The sequence below is a fragment of the Paenibacillus sp. BIHB 4019 genome, assembly GCF_002741035.1.
In the GTDB taxonomy this organism is placed as follows: domain Bacteria; phylum Bacillota; class Bacilli; order Paenibacillales; family Paenibacillaceae; genus Pristimantibacillus.
This window is the reverse complement of sequence record NZ_CP016808.1, coordinates 5,425,438-5,444,902: the sequence shown is the minus strand read 5'-3', so window position 1 is coordinate 5,444,902 and position 19,465 is coordinate 5,425,438. Positions and strand designations below refer to the sequence as shown.

Genomic DNA, 19,465 nt, shown 5'->3' with positions numbered 1-19,465 from the left:
TCTAGTCGTTCATTTTGCGTTTCATATCATTAAGCCACTGCATCGCCTGCATCGGCGTCATATTAAACAGGTCGAGCTTGCGCAGTTGATCAGCAAGCTGCTCGGATTTGGGACTCCCTTTACGGCGGCTCGAATCCGCCTGAGCGGCAGCTGGCTCATCCCAAATGGACAGCTGAATGGCCGCCGCAGTTTCGCGAACGCCAGCACTCGATGCTTGGCTGGCCGAAGGATCGGAAGCAGATGGAATGCTGCTATCTGCATGGCCCGAAGCATTTGACAAAGTATCGCCAGACTGCAAGGCTGCATACGAATGCTCTGGTTTATTTTTATTAGAAGCGGTTTTCTCCTCAGCAGTGCGTCTATCTGTTTCAACAACAGCAGCTGTGCCCATCTTGATGCTCGCATTTTTTTCAACCAATGCATCCGAAACTTCCAATAGCTCATAGGATCGGGAAATAATGGACTCCGGCAAGCCGGCAAGCTTTGCGCAATAAATGCCGTAGCTCGTCCCTGCAGCGCCGGGTATCATCTTGCGCAAAAAGGTAACATGATCGCCGCTTTCCTGTACCGCCATACATGCATTGGTCAGCTGAGGCAAGGAATCCTCCAAATGCGACAGCTCGTGAAAATGGGTCGATACGAGCGCTTTGCAGCGAATCTGATGATGCACATATTCAATAACCGCTTGGGCAATGGCCATGCCTTCGCCCGTAGAAGTGCCGCGCCCAAGCTCGTCAATAATGACAAGGCTGTTCTCCGTCGCCTTCTCGGTCATAATTTGAATATCCTTCATTTCCACCATGAACGTACTTTGTCCGCCAATCAGATCATCCGCCGCGCCAATCCGCGTGAAAATCCGGTCGGTCAGTGGAATTTGTGCCGATTTTGCCGGAACAAAGCAGCCGATCTGCGCCATAATGCCTATCAAGGCCACTTGGCGCATGTAGGTGCTTTTGCCCGCCATATTCGGTCCGGTAATGAGCAGCATCGAGTTATGCTCTTTATGTAGCTGCGTCGCATTTGCAATGAACGCTGCCCCATTTTCCATAACAGCCTCCACAACGGGATGCCTGCCTTCTTCGATGACCATATCGAACGAATCGGTAATCGAGGGGCGGGTAAATCTGCGCTCTGCGCTGACCGTCGCAAATGCCTGATACACATCAAGCTCAGCTATGGCTTCAGCAAGCCGCTGCAGACGGTGAAGCTGCCCTGCTAAATGCTCGCGAAGCTCCAGAAAACGTTCATATTCGATATCGACCATCTTTTCCTCGGCCTCAAGAATTAAGCGTTCCTTTTCCTTCAGCTCCGGCGTTACGAACCGCTCGGCATTGGAAAGCGTCTGTTTTCTTTCGTAGCGGCCCTCCGGCAGCATCGCGAGATTGGCTTTGGAAACCTCGAGATAATAGCCGAATATTTTATTGTAGCCGATTTTGAGCGAGCGAATGCCAGTTGCTTCGCGCTCTGCGCGCTCCAGCTCAGCGAGCCATTTTTTCCCATTGGTGCTGGCTTCTTTAAGCTGGTCCAAATAATCATCGTAGCCTGCACGAATAATTCCGCCTTCGCGAATCGAGACTGGCGGCTCGTCTACGACTACTGTCGCAATCATATCTGCCAAATCGGCGCAATCATCCAATCCGTCGACCAACTGCTCTAGCCGCTGCGATCCCGAGGCTTTGCATAGCTCGACCAGCTGAGGGACGCGCTGAATCGACGTTTTGAGAGCATTCATGTCGCGTCCGTTGGCACTGCCAAACGCCACTCTGCCGACCAGACGCTCCAAATCATAAATATCATTCAGCTCAGAGCGAATATCATCGCGCAAAATCAAGTTGCGGTACAACGTATCCACCGCATCCAGCCTGGCTTCAATCGCGGTGCGCGACAGCAACGGCTTGTCGATCCAGCGGCGCATAAGCCTTGCTCCCATTGAGGTTTGACTGCGGTCCAGCAGCCAAAGCAGCGAGCCCTTCTTCGAGCGGTCGCGCACAGTTTCAGTCAGCTCCAGATTTCGGCGGGTATAATGATCAAGGATCATATATTGACCCGGCTCATAGCTGCGAATTGCGCGAACATGACCGAGCGAGCGCTTTTGCGTATCATCCAAATAGCCAATTAGCAGGCTCACTGCGCGCATGCATGCTTCATTCAACTGTACAAGCTCCTGCTTTCCGAACTGGTCGAGCAGCTTTTGCTCCGGTACAGGCTCGCGCTTTGTCAGCAATATCGGGCGATTCCACGCGTCTGATGCTTGCAGCTTGTCCAGCAAGTCCTCATCGCCAACAATTTCCGCAGGCTGATAAACGTTAATTTCATCAATCAGCGCTTCCATCTGAAGCGGGAACGAAGTGACGTACAGCTCGCCTGTAGACAAATCGCATGAGGAAATCGATACTTTCCCGTTTAAAAGCGCAATCGCTGATATAAAGTTATTCGTTTTATCCGCCAGAGCCTTCGACTCCATGACCGTTCCCGGGGTAATGACCTGGACAATTTCACGTCGTACGACGCCTTTGGCAGCCGCTGGGTCCTCAACCTGCTCACAAATGGCAACCTTGTACCCTTTTTCAACGAGTCTTGCAATATAGTTTTGGGCAGAATGATAGGGTACGCCGCACATTGGAATTTTTTCCGTGCCGCCTCCTTCTCTTCCGGTTAGTGTAATTTCAAGCTCTCGCGAGGCCGCAATCGCATCTTCAAAAAACATTTCATAGAAATCGCCCAGACGAAAAAAAAGAAACGCATCCTTCGCTTCTTCTTTAATCGCAAGGTATTGCATAATCATCGGGGTATAGCTAGCCACTGTTGCCCCTCCTTTATTTTGGTAAGCGAACTCTGTCGTTCGCAATCTATGTTTATCGTATCATCAGAGCCGCAAATTTCGCCAAATCTCCGAAATTGTTCCGAAAATCTAATGAAGCAACTTTCTACTATTATATCAAGCGTTCGCTTTCCGCGCCAACTTGTCTATTTTTCCTGATGTTCATATAGGGAGATAAACCGGGGAAATTAGTAAAAAAAGAGTGAAGTGAAGAGAGAAATAAAAAAAGAAATAAAAAGAGAAATAAGGGGGAAAAGGGCCTGTTTGCTTGGGAAACAAGCCGGGGTGAACTTGCAGGATAGCTCTTTTGTCGGATAAGGATGGAAAATAGGGCGGTATGTGAAAATAGTGAATTCGCTTCGTTGGTTTGGGGAAAATTTTGTGAAGCTAATGAGCTGGCAGCGCTTTGTCGCTACGTTAAGTGGGCACCGTACAGGCTGGGTTTAATGTCAGCTTCGTTTGCTTCAAGTATAGGGCTGAGGCGAAGCGTGTAATGAGCATTAAAGATTAAAGATTAAAAATTATGTCGTCTATTTGTTTGGCCGCTTGTTAGAAGCTGGGGCTAGCATAGGGATGCGCCATTTGTGGCGGATGTCAGCCCGCTCATCCCAGGTTATGCCGCGCCGCGCCGCATCGAGCAAAGGCTCGATATCGGCCGCAAGCGCCGCATAGCTCGGCGTCGCCGCCATCGCTGAGGCAAGCGGGTCCAGACATCCGGCCAGCTCTGCATGGTCGCCGGAGTAGAAGGCTTCGACATACCGCTCGTCAAGAGCCGGTATGTCAGTGAGGGCTCTAGTCTCGCGCGCGCATAGCAGCGCGAGCGCAAGCGCGGCTTTAGCCGCTGCTGGCGAGATGAGCCAGCTCGGCAGCGTGCGGTATTCGAAGCCGCCATGCGGCTGCTGGCGGTATTCGCCAAGGGCGCCGTAACGGGGGCGTCTGCCCCGGCCGGCCGGGTCTTCGACGAGAGCGAGCGGAAACGCCGCGTAGCTGTCGAGCAGCCGCAGCAGCCGGCTGGATAGCGGCGTGCCGCTGAGATGGATGTGCCCGCCGAGCGGCAGCCCCGGCACGGGCATGGCTCCGGCGACCCAGCAGAGGCTGGGGTCGCTGATGCGTTCGGCGGCGCGCAGCAGCAGCCGCCGGAGATGCGCGGCGAGCGCGGCCGGGCTTTCAGCCGGCTCGGGCCGCAGCTCGGCGACGGGATATACGATTCGTCGCCCAATGAGCATGGCGTCGCTGCCCGCGGCCCCCTGGGCACCGTCGCCAAAAAAGCGCGAAGCCGGCACGATCCGCCCATCCGGCCGCACCAGCGCAAACTCCGGGTCGGCGCCCAGCAGCAGCTTGGGCGCCGTTCCCGGCACAGGCGCTGCAGCCGCCTCATACCAGGCGGCCATCCGCGCCAAGCCCACTGCGCGCAGCTTCGCATCGCGCAGAACCCCCGCTGCGCGGACGGCGGCCCGCCCGCCTTCGCCCAACACAACCTCGGCCTCGCCCATATCGAGGCCGAGTGCATACAAAGCGGCGACTGCGGCGCGGATGACCCGCCGCAGAGCCGCATCCCGCGGCCATGGCGCTGCCGCATGGCCGCCTGGCTCCGCCCGCAGCAGCGGCTGCCCCGCTGCGGGCCTGCCCCGCCGATCGAGGCGCTGCAGCTCGATCGGCTCCAAATGCGCAATAGCGACCTTATACAATCGGTCGCTATCTCCCAGCTCCTGCCGCCGGAGCAAGCCTGCCCGGCGCAGCCTTTGCTGCTGCTCGGCGGCAGACATCGCCGCAAAGCCGCTCTCCCCCTCATTCAGCAGCCAGATGCCGCTTGGCAAAACAGGCAGCAGCTGCTTTCCATAGCCTTCATGTTTTTCACTCATATGCTGTTTTTCCGTAATTCCCTTCTGTTCCCTCAAGCCCTGCTTTTCTTTAACGCCCTGCTGTTCCCGCCTGCTCTGATCTTGCCCGCTCTCGCCTTGCTGACCACTCTCCCCCTGTCTAGATTCACTCCCCTTCTTTTTCTCAGCAACACAGCTGCTGACAATAACCGCGTCCCCAGCCTTGACCTCTGCAAGCAGGCTTGCAGTTGGAGCTGATTCAGCGGCAGCAGCAGTCGCTTCGCCTGCCAACTCCAATCGCCCGGTACTGCTGTTCCACAGCCATACTGCCGCCATCTCATTGCTCCTTTCTGCTAAAACCCACTCACTCTACTCAAACCCGGCTTATAGGGCATACGCCCGATTATGTTTAATCCCAACAAAAAGAGGGCTTTCGCCCTCAAGTTTGCGGACATCGCCGCATATCATACCTTACAGAAGCCGAGGCACAATGGAGTTAAGCTAACGTGGAGAAGATTTAAGCTTCCGTGCCGGGAAGTTTCAATCCACATAAGCCACATGGCCGTCAGGCTGCCAGATTAAAGCTCGTCGTCGAGCAAATCCGGATCAAGATCTTCGTAGTCGTCATCGCCGAGACCGAACTCGTATTCCTTGGCATCAAGGCCGTCCAAACCTCCAGGGATACAAGCAACCGTCACTTTTGTCTCGGCAACCAGCTCTACCGAAAATTCGCGTTCAACCCGGATGACAACGCCGGAGCCGCTCGATGAAACATTCGCTTCGATACAATTCGGCTCCTGAAGCGCGTCTGCTGAAACTTCCACGGTTGTGGCACGATGCTTCGGATCGACAAACGATAGCGGAACATTTTCTACATAATGAACGGATTCCTTCGCAACCTCGGTTTGCGAGTTTTTGCTGTACGAGTACCAGATGTTAATGTCGTAAGTACCGATGACCTCAATCCCATCGCCCGAACGAACCGCTTCATATTGATGGTTGATAATCCATGCGCCCAAAATACTGGTCGGATGTTGAGGCGGCGTAACGGTATGGGTTACAGTGGAAAACTTACGACCTTTGCCGCAGACAGCTTTGGTGATAATTTCTCTGTACTGAAGCTGTTTATCTGCATTAGCCATTGATTTAACCTCCTCCATGCAATCATTCACTTAAAGTGTATGCAGGACGTGGGCGAATGTTGATAAAACGAATGCAGACAAAGAGAGATTGTTTTAAAAAACACCCACAAAACCCGCTGCAAAACGTAAATCCACGTTTCCCCAAGACCTTCGCTCCCCATTTCCCCGCCTTTAGTTGGCCGCTATATACGAGCAGCTTGCGGGAGGCTCGCCGCAAAATCTTTTTTCACCCTTGCAGCTCCCGCTCCTATTACGAAAGCGCCAGCTAAAATCGAACTATACTCATAGTTATGAAGGTGCCCTAGCCATTATGCCAAAGCCTGTATTTGTACCTAATTGTTATCTACGAACTAGCTGAAAAAAATGACATAAAAAACGTTATGCCCTATGCCCTACTGCTCACGCCAACCCGCCATCAGCCTGCGCTCCAGCGCCGAAACGGCTTTGTACATTACGGTCGCAACCGCAGCAATTACAAGGAGGCTGGAGAGAACGAGCGTAAAGTTGAACACTTGGAAGCCATAAATAATTAGATAGCCCAGCCCAAGCTTCGCCACGAGAAACTCGCCTACAATAACGCCGATCCATGCCAAGCCCACATTCACTTTCAGCGTCGAAATAATAACCGGGAACGAAGCTGGCAAAATCACGCTGCGAAAAAGCTGTGACCGCCCCGCTCCGAACAGCCGGACGACTTTAATATAGCCTGCATCCACCTCACGAAACTGGTTATAGATGTTCAAGGTTGTAATAATAACCGTTACCGATAAAGTGACCGCTACAATGGAGAGAAAGCCAGGACCAAGACAAACGATAAAGATTGGCCCTAGCGCTACCTTCGGCATGCTGTTCAGCACGACCAAATAAGGGTCCGCAACCCGCGATACAAAAGGGAACCACCAAAGCAGCGCCGCAAGGAGCGTGCCCAGCAGTGTGCCCAGTGCAAATCCGACAATCGTTTCCGATACGGTCACCCCGATATGCGGCCAGATTGAGCCGTCCGACATCGTCCCCCACAATTGATGGAACATCTTCGTTGGATAACTGAACAACAGCGGATCAACCCACCGATTACGTCCCGCGGCCTCCCACAGCCCAATAAAGAGTACTAAGATAATGAACTGCGTCACGCCGACTAACGCCGTCGTCCGCTTTGCCCGCCGCATATAAGCCTGGTGCAGCCAGTCTAGCCATACTGCTCTGCCCTCTTTTACATCAGAAGGCAATTGTTTCTGCTCCTGCCCTACTCGCTCCGGCTTTCTATCTGTGTGTTGCTCCCTTTGCTGATTTGAACCCCCGTCATCCTTCATTGCTCTCGCTCCCTTCCCAGAGGGTCTTCTCGGCAGCATCCAGCTCAGCCCATAATTGATCGAACAGCGGCTGAAATTCCGGCAGCTGTCGAGCTTTCATCGGCGATGCCTGCCGGATTGAATCGGGTATCGTCAGCTCGTAGCGAATTCGCCCTGGATTTGCTGCCAGTACGATGACGCGATCACTCATCGCCACAGCTTCAGATAGATCATGCGTGACGAGCAGCGCCGTTTTCCCAAGCTTTCGCAGCGTTACCTGCACCAAATCCTCCAATTGAAGCTTAATGTGCAAATCCAGCGCTGAAAAAGGCTCATCCAGCAGCAATACTTCCGGCTCAGTTGCCAGCGTCCGCGCCAAGGCGACCCGCTGCCTCATACCGCCCGACAGCTCATGCGGATAACGGGCTCCCGCTCCGGGCAGGCCGAGCTCTGCCAGCAATTCAGCTACGGTTTCAAGCGCAGCCTGCGTCTTATTTCCCGTCAATTCCAGCCCCAGCGCCGCATTATCCAAAATCGTCCGCCATGGAAACAAATAATCCTGCTGGAGCATATAACCGACAAGGGTTGACGGTTGTTTAACCTGTCGATTGTTCAGGAGCACTTCGCCGCGTGTCGGTAAAAACAAGCCCGCCAGCATGCTGAGCACCGTCGTTTTTCCGCATCCGCTTGGGCCAACCAGACTGACGAACTCGCCGCGCTGAACGGTCAAGTTCATATCCTCCACAGCAAGCGAGGCGCCCTTGTCATTCACATATACATGAGTCACTTGCCGCAGCGTAAGCGCGGGGTCACTATTCGCCATCTTTTCTTCCTCCTCGCAGCCATTGCTACTTCACGGCTTCAATCGCAGCTTCCGCAAAGGCCGTGTTTACGATGGCATCATGCTCGGTTCGCGCCTTCAGTTCGCCGGCCGAGGTCATGACATCCAGCAAATTGTTCCATTCCTCCTGGTCAATAATCGGGTCGGTCGCAAAAGAGCCTTGCTGCTTATAACGATCGATCGAGCTAATCAAAATGCCGCGATCTACATTTTCAAAATAAGGCAGGACAACGTCCGCAATGGTTTCGGCACTATTTTCAGCCACCCATAATTGTGCCCGATGAATCGCATTGGTGAAAGATTGCAGCGCCGACTTGTTTTTATTTGTAAAGCTTTGCTTCGCCATATAAACGGTGTACGGCAAATGCCCGCTCTCCGCACCAAAGGAAGCCACGACCTTGCCACGGCCCTCTTTCTCAAAAATAGAAGCGGTCGGCTCAAAAAGCTGCACGAAATCGCCTGTCCCTGAAGCATAAGCTGCCGAAATGTTGGCAAAATCGACATTTTGGATCAGCTCCAAATCCTTCTGCGGGTCAATTCCGAATTTTTTCAGCGTAAATTCTCCAGCCATCTGCGGCATGCCGCCCTTCCGCTGCCCAAGGAAAATCTTCCCTTTCAATGACTGCCAATCAAAGGTAGGCTCCGGTTGACGAGCAACTAGAAACGTCCCATCGGTCTGCGTCAATTGGGCAAAATTGATGACCGGGTCATCCGCGCCCTGCTGGTACACATAAATCGACGTCTCCGAGCCAACAAGCGCCACATCGATGACACCCGACAGGAGCGCCGTCATCGTCTTGTCCCCTCCAGCCGTTGTTGTCAGTTCAATGTTCAGCCCTTCCTCTTCAAAAAAGCCCTTCTCCAGCGCTACATATTGTGGCGCATAAAAGAGGGAGCGCGTAACCTCGCCGACTTTCAGCGTTGTTTTCTCGCTTTTGCCGCCGCAGCCTGCCAGCGCAGCGGTTGCAGCCAGCATGACAACTAGCAGCAACGTTGTCCATCTTCTCCTCATCTTTCTTTCTCCTCCCGCTATTTAAAGCTTGCGTGTTGTACTCCAGCCTATGCGTGCATGCCCTTGGCGGTGATTGCCTCTAACGGCTTTTTGGGCATGAAAAAGCCGCTATTCCGCTTGTTGCGGAATAACGGCTCTACTAGGGCATGGATGTGAACGCAAGCGAGCTATATCTCGAAAGAAGCCAGCATTCAAGCGTCTTCCCTCTACTACCGAGAATGGCACAGCTCATAAATGTGAACCTGCTTACCAAAAGGCAGCTTCATGCTGCTCTTTTTGGAGCTTTGCTCCCTGCACAAAGACACAAAGAGAGACTTGGAGGACACAGCAGCCGCTATTTGTACCGGATCACTGGTTTTGGCGCAGGCTGCGGACTCAGGAGCCTCTAATGCGCTGCCCATCGTCATTTTCAGAGGATTATGAAGGCAATAGCGGATCCCCTGTCCGCTTAAGGCCCAAAATGGGAGTGAAATCCAGAATAACGGAAACACAGTCCTTCAAAAAGGAGTAAGATTCCAAATATACATATCCTAAGCCACAGTGGTCTCTGTGATTGTACTCTAAGTAACATTCGCATGCTGTGCTTCCTTAAGCCTTGAATGGTCAGAGGAGATTGGTCTCGAATATGTACTTAGCAATCGGCAGCAGGAAGAGCTTCCGTTTGCATACACATCATCGGAAGCAATAAAATAAATTTGCAATTTATATAAATTAATAAACATTTCATTCCACGCTCCCGCACGGGGAGCGACATAGGAGCCATTTTCGTTGACTATCTCACTATCATGTTTCAATCCACGCTCCAGCACGGGGAGCGACATCCAGCGATGAAGTTGGTATCCCGAATCATCCAAGTTTCAATCCACGCTCCCGCACGGGGAGCGACTGCATGAGGACAAGGTGAAAGCAAGATGCTAAATGTTTCAATCCACGCTCCCGCACGGGGAGCGACTAAGTCGGCTTGTTGGGGCGTTCCGATAAGTCCTGTTTCAATCCACGCTCCCGCACGGGGAGCGACGGATTCTGGCGTGCTGCTCTATGATGCCAATGCGGTTTCAATCCACGCTCCCGCACGGGGAGCGACGGGGTGCTGTTGATGCTGACACTGACACAAGTAAAGTTTCAATCCACGCTCCCGCACGGGGAGCGACGCTATCGACAATCTGTTTGCTTTTATTAAGATCGGTTTCAATCCACGCTCCCGCACGGGGAGCGACACAAACGGCTGCTGCAGGAGTGTACCCACGCACTGTTTCAATCCACGCTCCCGCACGGGGAGCGACGTCTGAGAGAGACGCATTGGAGGTAGTACGTCATGTTTCAATCCACGCTCCCGCACGGGGAGCGACGCTTCCCCAGTGCATTCGCTGACATTCTGGAGGATGTTTCAATCCACGCTCCCGCACGGGGAGCGACCGGCTATTGCTGGACTCGTTCAGTGGACCATTATGGTTTCAATCCACGCTCCCGCACGGGGAGCGACGATATTAAAGAGGCGTATAACAGGCTGCAGGATGAGTTTCAATCCACGCTCCCGCACGGGGAGCGACGCTTCCCCAGTGCATTCGCTGACATTCTGGAGGATGTTTCAATCCACGCTCCCGCACGGGGAGCGACAGCACACCCAAAAACTCCTTACCTAGCAAGGAATAAAAGGGCCATTTTCGCGAACCTCATTTTCCTCTTCCTTATCCACCCGTGTATCTAATTCAAAATCCGCATTACCCCTTACGGGGTGCGGAGTGCGAAAGTGCCGGGGTTTTCATGGGAGCTTCCGGTTCGCGTGGAGGTAAGTCGCTTCCTAACAATAGCGCAGCTGCTTTCCCCCACTAACCAAACCTTCCTTACCAGCTACAACTAATCCCGTATTACAGCTTATAAATCTCGCTATACTTCTTCTCCAAATATTTCACCAAATATTGCGGGTCCAGCGGCTTGCCGGTTACATTTTGGATCAATTCAGAAGGTGTTCTGAGCTTTCCGTATTTGTAAATGCGTTCGCTAAGCCATTCTTTAATCGGCAGCAGATTTCCAGCACTTACAAGCTCCCAGAAGTTCGGCAGCTCTCGCTCCAACGTATCGGCGAATTGTGCTGCATACATGTTGCCTAGAGAATACGACGGGAAATAGCCGAATGCGCCGCCAGACCAGTGCACATCCTGCAGAACGCCTTCTGCATTCGTTGGCGGTTCAATACCCAGATATTCCTTATATTTTTCATTCCAAATAGCGGGAAGATCTGCGGCCTTCGCGCCTTCATTAAATATCATTTTCTCAATTTCATAGCGGATAATAATATGAAGATTGTACGTCAGCTCATCAGCTTCAATACGAATGAGTGACGGCTGAACGACGTTATTGCCCCGATAAAACTGATCCAGCGTCACATCCAGCTGACCCGGGAACTGCTGCTGCAAAGCGGCAAAATTATGCTGCCAGAACGGCTTGCTGCGGCCAATGACATTTTCCCAGAAACGCGATTGCGATTCATGGATGCCCATCGATGTGCCTGTGCTTAGCGTTGTTCCATCCAGCTCAGCCATAATATTTTGCTCATACAGCGCATGGCCGCCCTCGTGAATGGTGCCGAACAAGGCGCTCGTCACATCATCTTCCAAATAACGTGTCGTAATTCGCACGTCGCCTGTGTTAAGTCCTGTTGCGAATGGATGCGTGCTTTCATCAAGTCTGCCCGCTTCAAAATCATAGCCCATCTGCTTTAAAATCCGCAGGCTGAACGCTTTTTGCGCTTGCTTATCATAGTTTTGGCGCAGGAAGGACGTATCCGGCTGGTGCTTGGAAGCCGCAATAGCTGCTGCTAGTGGAACCAGCTGCTCGCGCAAGCCGCCAAACACTTTGTCCAGCTCCTTCACGGTCATGCCCGGCTCATATTGGTCAAGCAGCGTGTCATAGCGGGTTTCTTTCGGCCCCCATAAGTCGATAAACTGCTGCGTATAATCGATGACTTTTTCCAAATAAGGCTGGAAGCCCTCATAATCGTTTGCTGCCTTCGCTTCTTCCCATTTGGATTCTGCCTGAGAGCAAATAACGACATGCTCCTCATAAAGCTTCGGCGGAATTTTGACGCTGCGGTCGTATTCTTCCCTTGTATCGGTTACAAGCTTGCGCTCTATTTCGCTTAGTTTGCCAAACGTTTCCGGCTGTTCCAGCTCACTCAGCCATTCACCTAATTCAGGCGATGTGGAAAGCTTGAACATGTCGCCGGACAACGATCCGATGACCTCCGAACGCATATCCATGCCTTTGCGCGGAGCACCGGTGCGCAGGTCCCAATACAGCACGCCAAGCGCCTCACCGTAAGCTTTCAATTTTTTCACCGTTTCCAGAAACGGAGCAAGTGCCTTCGAATTATGTACGGTCATTTCTCATCACCCTTTCCAAATAAATAAAAAATCAGCCTATTACACCATAAAATGAGCGATTTCAGCAAAAGAATAATGTCATTCCTTCATCTTTCATCCCATCTTAACTTGATCTTAACGATTACTGTACGTATAATCAACTTTAATCTAAACATCATTAAAGTGCGATTTGAAATGGAAGAGAGGCATCACCTATGTTTATAACTTTTTCGCCATCGGCAGTTGAGCAGCTTTCTCCTTATTTAGAAGACGGCGTACATCAGCTTAAGCTGCTGCATGATACAGAAGGCTGCGGCTGCGTCGTCAGCGGCGTCCCTGCCCTCCAGCTTGTAAAGGAACCTAGTTCAGACGACCGATTAACCCAAGGTCAGCCCTTCTCCTTTTTGTATGAGCCCCGCCATGAAGTTTTTTTTGAGCCCCAACTGCGTATCGGCTACGATACAGATCGTGGAACATTCAATTTAAAAAGCGACGGACAAATCTATTCCCTTAATTTGCGATTTCTGACCCCCTGACGGCTCCAGCCTATGCACACTGTGTTTTTATGAGGATTCAACTAAGATTAACCTGCAACACCAGATATAGGAGGAGTCTATGAACAACGTTGATCAAATCATGAACGATAATACAGCTTTTGTTGAGCGCAAGGATTATGAGCAATACATAACGAGTCGTTTTCCCGATCGAAAAATGGTCATCGTCACCTGCATGGATACGCGTCTCACCGAAATGCTGCCTAAAGCGATGAACCTGCGCAACGGAGACGCCAAAATTATTAAAAACGCTGGCGGCATCGTCACCCAACCGTTCGGCAATATTATGAGGAGCGTCTTAATCGCCATCTACGAGCTGCAAGCCGATGAAGTGTTTGTTATCGGGCATCATGGCTGCGGCATGACCGGGCTTAATCCCGAGGTCATCGTCCAGCATATGACGGATCGCGGCGTACCTGAGCAGACGGTTGAAACGCTGAGGCATTCCGGGCTCAATTTTATGCGTTGGCTGACTGGATTCGACAATGTGAAAGAAAGCGTAGAGAAAAGCGTAGGCATTATTCGCAACCACCCTCTGCTTCCGCCAAACGTTCCCGTTCACGGCATGACGATAGAGCCGGAAACAGGCCAACTCGATCTCATTGTCAACGGCTATGACAAGCTGAAGCAGCCATAAACGTAAGCCGTTCCTAAATAAACCTATTGTTTTGAATAAGTAGCCGTTCCCGCACAAAAGGGAAGTTGAACCGATCACTGCCTGCGCAGAATTGTTCAACGATTGTGCGTGGACGGCTTCTTTGTTCTCGCGGCAATCGCTTCTGCTCTTGCGGCAATGACATCGCTGCGATCCCGCAACGTGTGACGATGAATAAGCGCTTCGTCTGCCATATCGCTTGGCAACCCCCACTGCTTCTGGGCTATTCCTCTTTCCGTGCATTCCTGCTCACATAACACTTGCAGTTCAGCATCGATAATCTCCAGATTCATATCTTGATAGGCAGGCGCAATGGCCTCTTCCAGCTGCTTGGCTCTCGCGAGCACAGCTTCCAATTCCACAACTGCCTTAGCGCCATTTAGTCCTAGACTGTCCAGAGCTACGGCGGTCAGCTTGCCGAGCGCCTGCTCATACATTTTTGCTGCGCCTGCGAGATTGCCCCGCCGCTCATGATATTGGCCGACAGCCAGCTGGATCAGCCCTACCCAGATTAACGCCCGCTCATCTTCTGGATGCTCCTTCCAATATTCCTCCAACAGCTCATGGCATTCGAAAAAATCTCGCGTTGCATGAAACTCAACTAAATACGATACGTAATGTCCTGGATATTTCATACCAATCTTTCCCTTCTGCCTTTCTCCTCATTGTAGCGTTTTGTATTAAGGATGTGCAACTGACTAAACAGGCCACAGCGAATGCCATTCATACGATAATTTCTATAGCGATCATGCAACAATATTCGCCAAAGCACAGTCTAAATAAAATACGGCTACCCATATTTTACAACGGAAGGAATTAGATTAATTTGAAAAAAAGCAAATGGATAACTTTAACAGCCGCATGTGCTGGATTCCTAATTATATCAGGATCTGTCTTTGCCTCATCCTCCGGTGCACGAATTTTTATAAACCATACAGAATTTTCAGCTAGCCAGTTTAACCTTCATATGGACAAAGGGACAGCCATGGTTTCTTTAAGATCCATCGTAGAACAGTTCCATGGAAAATCAACTTATAAAAACAACAATATTTATGTAACGATGCCCGAATCTGCCGATTTATCGATGCAGGTGAACAGCTTGGAAAATGCACTTATCGCAGAATCTCCAGAAGAAGCGGTTCAAACCTGGATTCATGGGGTTCAAAAGAGAAGCGGAGCCATGCAATATGCCGTCTTATCGCCTGCACTTCGCCAAACAACAAAACAGGAATTCAGTGATCATTTTTGGGTAACCGGTGGTTCCAGTCCTCATATGGGCAAAGTTGAAAAGCTGAACTCTAAGGAAGTAACAGCTAATAAAGTTCAAATTACGTTTGCATATCCGCTTGTCGTTATGGAAGAAACGATTGGAACGGGAACTGCTACCCTCACGGTCGAGAAGATAAAACGGGAATCTTCCGATTATTGGGCCATTTCAAAGATTAATCTGGAGGACCCAGGTGATACAGGCACGATGATAGGAGCTAATGCATCAAAAACTTCTAAATAAAACTTTAATAAACGGTGGCAGTATTAATAACATAGCCGCATTAACAAGCTGTTTCCAAAGCTCTAACGGAAACAGCTTGTTTATTTTTCAGGTTCATTGGCTGTTTTAATGGCTATCGATCATTTTATGGCGTGCCTTGTGGCATGTCTTTTTTATTTTTCCCACCATTATCCAACCTTTATTTCAATAAAAATTTGGAAATCAGGCATATGTCCAAGCGAGTAAGCTTCTGCCTGCATTAAATGGTTAGAAATTATAATTAGGAGGTATTACGCTATGGCTTGTAGTAACAGTGCATCTGCTCTAACCTGCTGTTCAGATAAAAATTTCGTGCAAGATAAAGTGTGTACGCCTTGGAGTGGCACAGTTGTAGCGGCTGATGTGCTAGTTGTTACTTTCACGAATAATATCAATCAAAATATTGTAGGAACGGGATACTTGCAATACGACGTTGGTCCTGATGATATAACCTTCGATTTCCTCGACAGTACCGGAACACCAATTAATCCTACTCCCTTTACGCTTGCCCCTGGAACGAGTATGGCATTTACGTACCGCCGTTTCAGCGCTATCCGAATTACGCTGCCGGCAGCATCTCCTGGCACTTATCAAGGCGAGTTTTGTATTACTACCCGGTACCCTGTTTAATAAAACTGACGCAGGAGGTATAAACGTATATGTGTGATAATACACCTTCACTTAGTTGTTGTACGGACAAAATTGTCGTGCAAGATAAAGTATGTATCAATTGGCAGTTAGCAGCTGCTGGTACTCAAGTTATTTATTCCGATAACATATCTCAAATTATTAGTGGTACGGGATATGTGAAATATGAAACAGGCACGGGCACTCTAACCGTCAACTTTTTTGCAGCTGGAGTTGTGGCCCCTATCGAAACAATCGTTATTCCCGTTGGAGGAAGCGCATCATTTACGGTAGCTCGATTCCAATCTATTTCAATAACTTCAACTGCAGCCGTACAGGGCGAATTTTGTATTACTGTACGTTACAACCTCTAAAATAAGCAGGCTTTAAAAAGGTGGTTCTTCCATTTCGATGGAGAACCACCTTTCTTATTGCCCGTTCATCGTAGAGGTATTAGCAGGCAGCTGCAGGGTGGTCGAAATCACATATTTTCCTTCCACATAAGTGAAATCATTGCCTTGTACAGAAATTTTAACTGATTTTACACCTTGCCCAATAAAATTGGAAGTATTCCCCGGCAATACAACGATCCGTTTTTGTTCCTCACCGTTTATATCTATGTTTAAAGCATCCGTGCTCGTAGCATTAGAGAAAACGCTGATTTGTGCAATCGTTGTTTGGGAATCGACATCTGCCTCCCATATTAAAAATTCAGGCTGTTTACCTTGAACCAGCATGTTTCCACAGCATTCTTTTTCAATGACGATTTCGTTCGCATTTTTACAAGGCTTCACTGGAATGATTGGGACGATTGGATTTACGGGATTTACGGGATTTACGGGATTAACAGGATTGACAGGGTTGACAGGATCGACGGGATATACGGGGATTACCGGGTTCACGGGATCGCAGCAAGGTGCAGTAGGGAACGGTATTGGGAAGGATAGTCGTCTACGGCAGCGTTTGGGACGGTTCAAAAAAACCGGTCGCAATCTCCGTTTGCTTCTTCGATTTCTGCAACGCTTTTTCTTTACTTTGCAATTGAATTTGCGTTTGTGTTTACGTTTGATTTTCTGAATACAGGAGGAATTCATTTTGAGAACGATGATAAACGATGGCAAGACTTCTCTTCTTGAACGACGTCCCTTTTTCAGCATATTCGCCCTCTTTTCAACAACGACAATTCATCACTTACTTATATTAAATGTTCCTCCTCCGCATATGGTCATACATTATGAGAATTTATTTCAAATGCAGTTTAAGTGATTTCATGCATGGACCAAACAACGCCATTCGTAGTGCCGTTCCCGATGTTAAGAGCAATTGTTAATCCATTCGCATTATAAAACAATCCAACTACATCGCCTGCATTAAGGGTAACCTCGCCTGCTAAAGTCACTTCTCCACTTCCGAGAACAGCTCGTAATGTTAAAAGCAGTACGATGTTGACATTTAATATGGGCAACAGGCCTGCTACTAATTGAGTCACCGTAGGCGAGGTTCTTTGAACGACAAAAAATGGGTTGATTCCGGCACCGAGTGCGACACTCAGAGCTGCCGTTGTTGCATAATTTATAGTTGCTAAAATTGTGTATCTTCCAGTTGTCGGAATTGTGTAGTTTCCAGTCACTGCATTAAAGTTCGGATTTCCATAATAGGGACTTGCTACGGACCAGTTTGTAAGCTGTCCCGTTGCGGATAACGTAATATTAGACAAAAATGCAGAAAATCCTTCTGTAGCAAAATTGGGACCTGTAGCCCCTGTTGCACCTGTTGCTCCTGTTGCGCCTGTCGCTCCCGTTCCACCTGTCGCACCAGTTCCGCCCGTCGCACCGGTTCCACCCGTTGCTCCCGTTCCACCAGTAGCTCCTGTTGCGCCTGTCGCTCCCGTTCCACCAGTAGCACCAGTTCCACCCGTTGCTCCCGTTCCACCAGTAGCTCCTGTTGCGCCTGTCGCTCCCGTTCCACCAGTAGCTCCATTTCCTCCTGTTGCTCCCGTTCCACCAGTAGCTCCTGTTGCGCCTGTCGCTCCCGTTCCACCAGTAGCACCAGTTCCACCCGTTGCTCCATTTCCTCCTGTTGCTCCCGTTCCACCAGTAGCACCAGTTCCACCAGTTGCTCCTGTTGCGCCTGTTGCTCCCGTTCCACCAGTAGCACCAGTTCCACCCGTTGCTCCCGTTCCACCAGTAGCACCTGTTGCGCCTGTCGCTCCCGTTCCACCAGTAGCACCAGTTCCACCCGTTGCTCCCGTTCCACCAGTAGCTCCTGTTGCGCCTGTCGCTCCCGTTCCACCAGTAGCACCAGTTCCACCCGTTGCTCCCGTTCCACCAGTAGCACCAGTTCCGCCCGTTGCTCCCGTTCCACCAGTAGCTCCTGTTGCGCCTGTCGCTCCCGTTCCACCAGTAGCTCCATTTCCTCCTGTTGCTCCCGTTCCACCAGTAGCTCCAGTTCCACCCGTTGCTCCTGTTGCGCCTGTCGCTCCCGTTCCACCTGTCGCCCCAGTTCCGCCCGTCGCACCGGTTCCACCTGTCGCACCAGTTCCACCCGTTGCTCCCGTTCCGCCCGTTGCTCCCGTTGCACCAGTTGCCCCTGTTGCTCCCGTTCCACCGGTTGCTCCAGTTCCGCCAGTCGCACCGGTTCCTCCAGTTCCCCCAGTTGCACCGGTGGGTCCTGTGGGCCCAGTTACACCTGTCAACCCTGTTGCGCCTGTTTCACCTGTCGCGCCGGTTCCACCCGTAGCTCCCGTTGCACCAGTTGCCCCTGTTGCTCCAGTTCCTCCGGTTGCACCAGTTCCGCCAGTCGCACCGGTTCCTCCAGTTGCACCCGTCGCTCCTGTAGCCCCAGTCGCACCGGTTGCTCCCGTTGCACCCGTTTCGCCAGTTGCACCCGTCGCTCCTGTAGCTCCTGTCGCTCCTGTAGCCCCAGTTGCACCTGTACCTCCAGTTGCCCCTGTTGCTCCAGTTCCTCCGGTTGCACCAGTTCCGCCAGTCGCACCGGTTCCTCCAGTTGCACCCGTCGCTCCTGTAGCCCCTGTAGCCCCAGTCGCACCGATTGCTCCCGTTGCACCCGTTTCGCCAGTTGCACCCGTCGCTCCTGTAGCTCCTGTCGCTCCTGTAGCCCCAGTTGCACCTGTACCTCCAGTTGCTCCTGTTGCTCCCGTTCCACCGGTTGCACCAGTTCCGCCAGTCGCACCAGTTGCCCCTGTTGCTCCAGTTCCGCCAGTCGCACCGGTTGCTCCAGTTGCACCCGTTTCGCCAGTTGCACCCGTCGCTCCTGTAGCCCCTGTAGCTCCCGTTTCACCAGTCGCCCCTGTTGCTCCCGTTTCGCCTGTTGCTCCTGTTGCTCCTGTTGCTCCCGTAACGCCTTTCTTACTGGGTATTCCATTACAGCTTAACTGACCACCACAAGTACAATGGTTAGTTGAATCTCCTTTGCATTTGCTGCAATATCCCGAGCCGCTTAAATACATGACTTTAGCCACTCCCTTTATCCGGTTATCCTAATTTCCGAAGACTGTTGAAATTATTAATATATAGCTAGCGATAAAATAGAAAGCTGCATATTCTCGTCATGCTACTAACCAAAGCTATATAAAGTAATCATTCTGCCAATGTGCTAACATGCTCATTTTTTAACCCCTCGATTTTGCTCCTCTAATACTAGTTAATGGATTTTTCAATCATACGGTTTGTACTTATGCCTTTTCTTCAAAAGAATAGTGTAAAGCACAAAGAAACCGGCTCCATCAAGAGCAGGTTTCTTTGACTTAGCCATCTTTCAATATCACAAGCCTCTTGACCTACTGTTCCTATAA

15 protein-coding genes and 1 CRISPR repeat array are annotated in these 19,465 nt (G+C 50.9%); of the genes, 5 read left to right on the top strand and 10 right to left on the bottom strand.

Features of this window, described 5'->3' with window-relative positions; translation table 11 throughout:
- Nucleotide 1 precedes the first annotated feature (1 nt).
- From mutS to BBD42_RS23700, 7 genes are all read right to left on the bottom strand, one after another.
- Nucleotides 2-2,803: a DNA mismatch repair protein MutS gene (mutS, locus tag BBD42_RS23735; protein WP_099520157.1), complete on the bottom strand. Its 2,802-nt coding sequence runs from the start codon at nucleotides 2,801-2,803 to the stop codon at nucleotides 2-4.
- A 548-nt stretch (nucleotides 2,804-3,351) separates the two neighbouring features.
- Complete coding sequence (locus BBD42_RS23730; RefSeq protein ID WP_099520156.1) at nucleotides 3,352-4,977, bottom strand: putative amidoligase domain-containing protein; 1,626 nt, start codon at nucleotides 4,975-4,977, stop codon at nucleotides 3,352-3,354.
- Between the two features lie 242 nt (nucleotides 4,978-5,219).
- On the bottom strand, nucleotides 5,220-5,783 hold the full coding sequence (locus BBD42_RS23725; RefSeq protein WP_056028083.1) for an outer spore coat protein CotE: 564 nt from the start codon (nucleotides 5,781-5,783) through the stop codon (nucleotides 5,220-5,222).
- A gap of 392 nt (nucleotides 5,784-6,175) precedes the next feature.
- Nucleotides 6,176-6,949: an ABC transporter permease gene (locus BBD42_RS23720; RefSeq protein ID WP_099521772.1), complete on the bottom strand. Its 774-nt coding sequence runs from the start codon at nucleotides 6,947-6,949 to the stop codon at nucleotides 6,176-6,178.
- Nucleotides 6,950-7,082: 133 nt separating this feature from the next.
- Nucleotides 7,083-7,895, bottom strand: a complete 813-nt coding sequence (locus BBD42_RS23715) for an ABC transporter ATP-binding protein (protein WP_056028086.1) — start codon at nucleotides 7,893-7,895, stop codon at nucleotides 7,083-7,085.
- 25 nt (nucleotides 7,896-7,920) lie between these two features.
- Nucleotides 7,921-8,925: an ABC transporter substrate-binding protein gene (locus BBD42_RS23710; protein ID WP_099520155.1), complete on the bottom strand. Its 1,005-nt coding sequence runs from the start codon at nucleotides 8,923-8,925 to the stop codon at nucleotides 7,921-7,923.
- A gap of 720 nt (nucleotides 8,926-9,645) precedes the next feature.
- Nucleotides 9,646-10,542: a CRISPR direct-repeat array (repeat unit 32 nt; unit sequence GTTTCAATCCACGCTCCCGCACGGGGAGCGAC).
- A gap of 251 nt (nucleotides 10,543-10,793) precedes the next feature.
- Complete coding sequence (locus BBD42_RS23700) at nucleotides 10,794-12,308, bottom strand: carboxypeptidase M32 (RefSeq protein WP_099520153.1); 1,515 nt, start codon at nucleotides 12,306-12,308, stop codon at nucleotides 10,794-10,796.
- A gap of 194 nt (nucleotides 12,309-12,502) precedes the next feature.
- Here BBD42_RS23700 and BBD42_RS23695 point away from each other — a divergent pair, with 194 nt between their 5' ends.
- Together BBD42_RS23695 and BBD42_RS23690 are read left to right on the top strand one after the other, a co-directional pair.
- The gene (locus tag BBD42_RS23695) at nucleotides 12,503-12,823 is read left to right on the top strand and encodes an iron-sulfur cluster biosynthesis family protein (protein ID WP_099520152.1); all 321 of its coding nucleotides are present in this window, start codon (nucleotides 12,503-12,505) and stop codon (nucleotides 12,821-12,823) included.
- Between the two features lie 79 nt (nucleotides 12,824-12,902).
- Nucleotides 12,903-13,478, top strand: a complete 576-nt coding sequence (locus tag BBD42_RS23690) for a beta-class carbonic anhydrase (RefSeq protein ID WP_056028098.1) — start codon at nucleotides 12,903-12,905, stop codon at nucleotides 13,476-13,478.
- A 95-nt stretch (nucleotides 13,479-13,573) separates the two neighbouring features.
- Here BBD42_RS23690 and BBD42_RS23685 read toward each other — a convergent pair whose 3' ends face one another.
- Nucleotides 13,574-14,131 carry a DUF309 domain-containing protein gene (locus BBD42_RS23685; protein ID WP_099520151.1) on the bottom strand — a complete coding sequence of 186 codons (558 nt, stop codon included), beginning with the start codon at nucleotides 14,129-14,131 and terminating at the stop codon, nucleotides 13,574-13,576.
- Nucleotides 14,132-14,322: 191 nt separating this feature from the next.
- Between BBD42_RS23685 and BBD42_RS23680 the strand changes: the two genes are divergently transcribed.
- From BBD42_RS23680 to BBD42_RS23670, 3 genes are all read left to right on the top strand, one after another.
- A complete protein-coding gene (locus BBD42_RS23680; protein WP_150131600.1) occupies nucleotides 14,323-15,006 on the top strand; it encodes a hypothetical protein in 684 nt (227 codons plus the stop codon).
- A 276-nt stretch (nucleotides 15,007-15,282) separates the two neighbouring features.
- Complete coding sequence (locus tag BBD42_RS23675) at nucleotides 15,283-15,654, top strand: DUF3992 domain-containing protein (protein ID WP_099520149.1); 372 nt, start codon at nucleotides 15,283-15,285, stop codon at nucleotides 15,652-15,654.
- 29 nt (nucleotides 15,655-15,683) lie between these two features.
- The gene (locus BBD42_RS23670) at nucleotides 15,684-16,025 is read left to right on the top strand and encodes a DUF3992 domain-containing protein (protein WP_099520148.1); all 342 of its coding nucleotides are present in this window, start codon (nucleotides 15,684-15,686) and stop codon (nucleotides 16,023-16,025) included.
- A gap of 54 nt (nucleotides 16,026-16,079) precedes the next feature.
- Here the strand turns inward: BBD42_RS23670 and BBD42_RS31870 are convergent, their stop codons facing one another.
- Entirely contained in the window at nucleotides 16,080-16,808 is a 729-nt protein-coding gene (locus tag BBD42_RS31870) for an S-Ena type endospore appendage (RefSeq protein WP_172455603.1), read from the bottom strand.
- A gap of 101 nt (nucleotides 16,809-16,909) precedes the next feature.
- Nucleotides 16,910-19,120, bottom strand: a complete 2,211-nt coding sequence (locus tag BBD42_RS32355; protein ID WP_237163207.1) for a collagen-like protein — start codon at nucleotides 19,118-19,120, stop codon at nucleotides 16,910-16,912.
- Nucleotides 19,121-19,465 lie beyond the last annotated feature (345 nt).

Excerpts from the sequence above, each read along its gene's own strand:
- BBD42_RS23700 (WP_099520153.1), bottom strand. The coding sequence starts at position 12,308 with ATGACCGTACATAATTCGAAGGCACTTGCTCCGTTTCTGGAAACGGTG.
- BBD42_RS23725 (WP_056028083.1), bottom strand. The coding sequence starts at position 5,783 with ATGGCTAATGCAGATAAACAGCTTCAGTACAGAGAAATTATCACCAAA.
- BBD42_RS23720 (WP_099521772.1), bottom strand. The coding sequence starts at position 6,949 with ATGCGGCGGGCAAAGCGGACGACGGCGTTAGTCGGCGTGACGCAGTTC.
- BBD42_RS23670 (WP_099520148.1), top strand. The coding sequence starts at position 15,684 with ATGTGTGATAATACACCTTCACTTAGTTGTTGTACGGACAAAATTGTC.
- BBD42_RS23715 (WP_056028086.1), bottom strand. The coding sequence starts at position 7,895 with ATGGCGAATAGTGACCCCGCGCTTACGCTGCGGCAAGTGACTCATGTA.
- BBD42_RS23685 (WP_099520151.1), bottom strand. The coding sequence starts at position 14,131 with ATGAAATATCCAGGACATTACGTATCGTATTTAGTTGAGTTTCATGCA.
- BBD42_RS23710 (WP_099520155.1), bottom strand. The coding sequence starts at position 8,925 with ATGAGGAGAAGATGGACAACGTTGCTGCTAGTTGTCATGCTGGCTGCA.
- BBD42_RS32355 (WP_237163207.1), bottom strand. The coding sequence starts at position 19,120 with ATGTATTTAAGCGGCTCGGGATATTGCAGCAAATGCAAAGGAGATTCA.
- BBD42_RS23730 (WP_099520156.1), bottom strand. The coding sequence starts at position 4,977 with ATGGCGGCAGTATGGCTGTGGAACAGCAGTACCGGGCGATTGGAGTTG.
- BBD42_RS31870 (WP_172455603.1), bottom strand. The coding sequence starts at position 16,808 with ATGCTGAAAAAGGGACGTCGTTCAAGAAGAGAAGTCTTGCCATCGTTT.
- BBD42_RS23695 (WP_099520152.1), top strand. The coding sequence starts at position 12,503 with ATGTTTATAACTTTTTCGCCATCGGCAGTTGAGCAGCTTTCTCCTTAT.
- BBD42_RS23690 (WP_056028098.1), top strand. The coding sequence starts at position 12,903 with ATGAACAACGTTGATCAAATCATGAACGATAATACAGCTTTTGTTGAG.
- BBD42_RS23675 (WP_099520149.1), top strand. The coding sequence starts at position 15,283 with ATGGCTTGTAGTAACAGTGCATCTGCTCTAACCTGCTGTTCAGATAAA.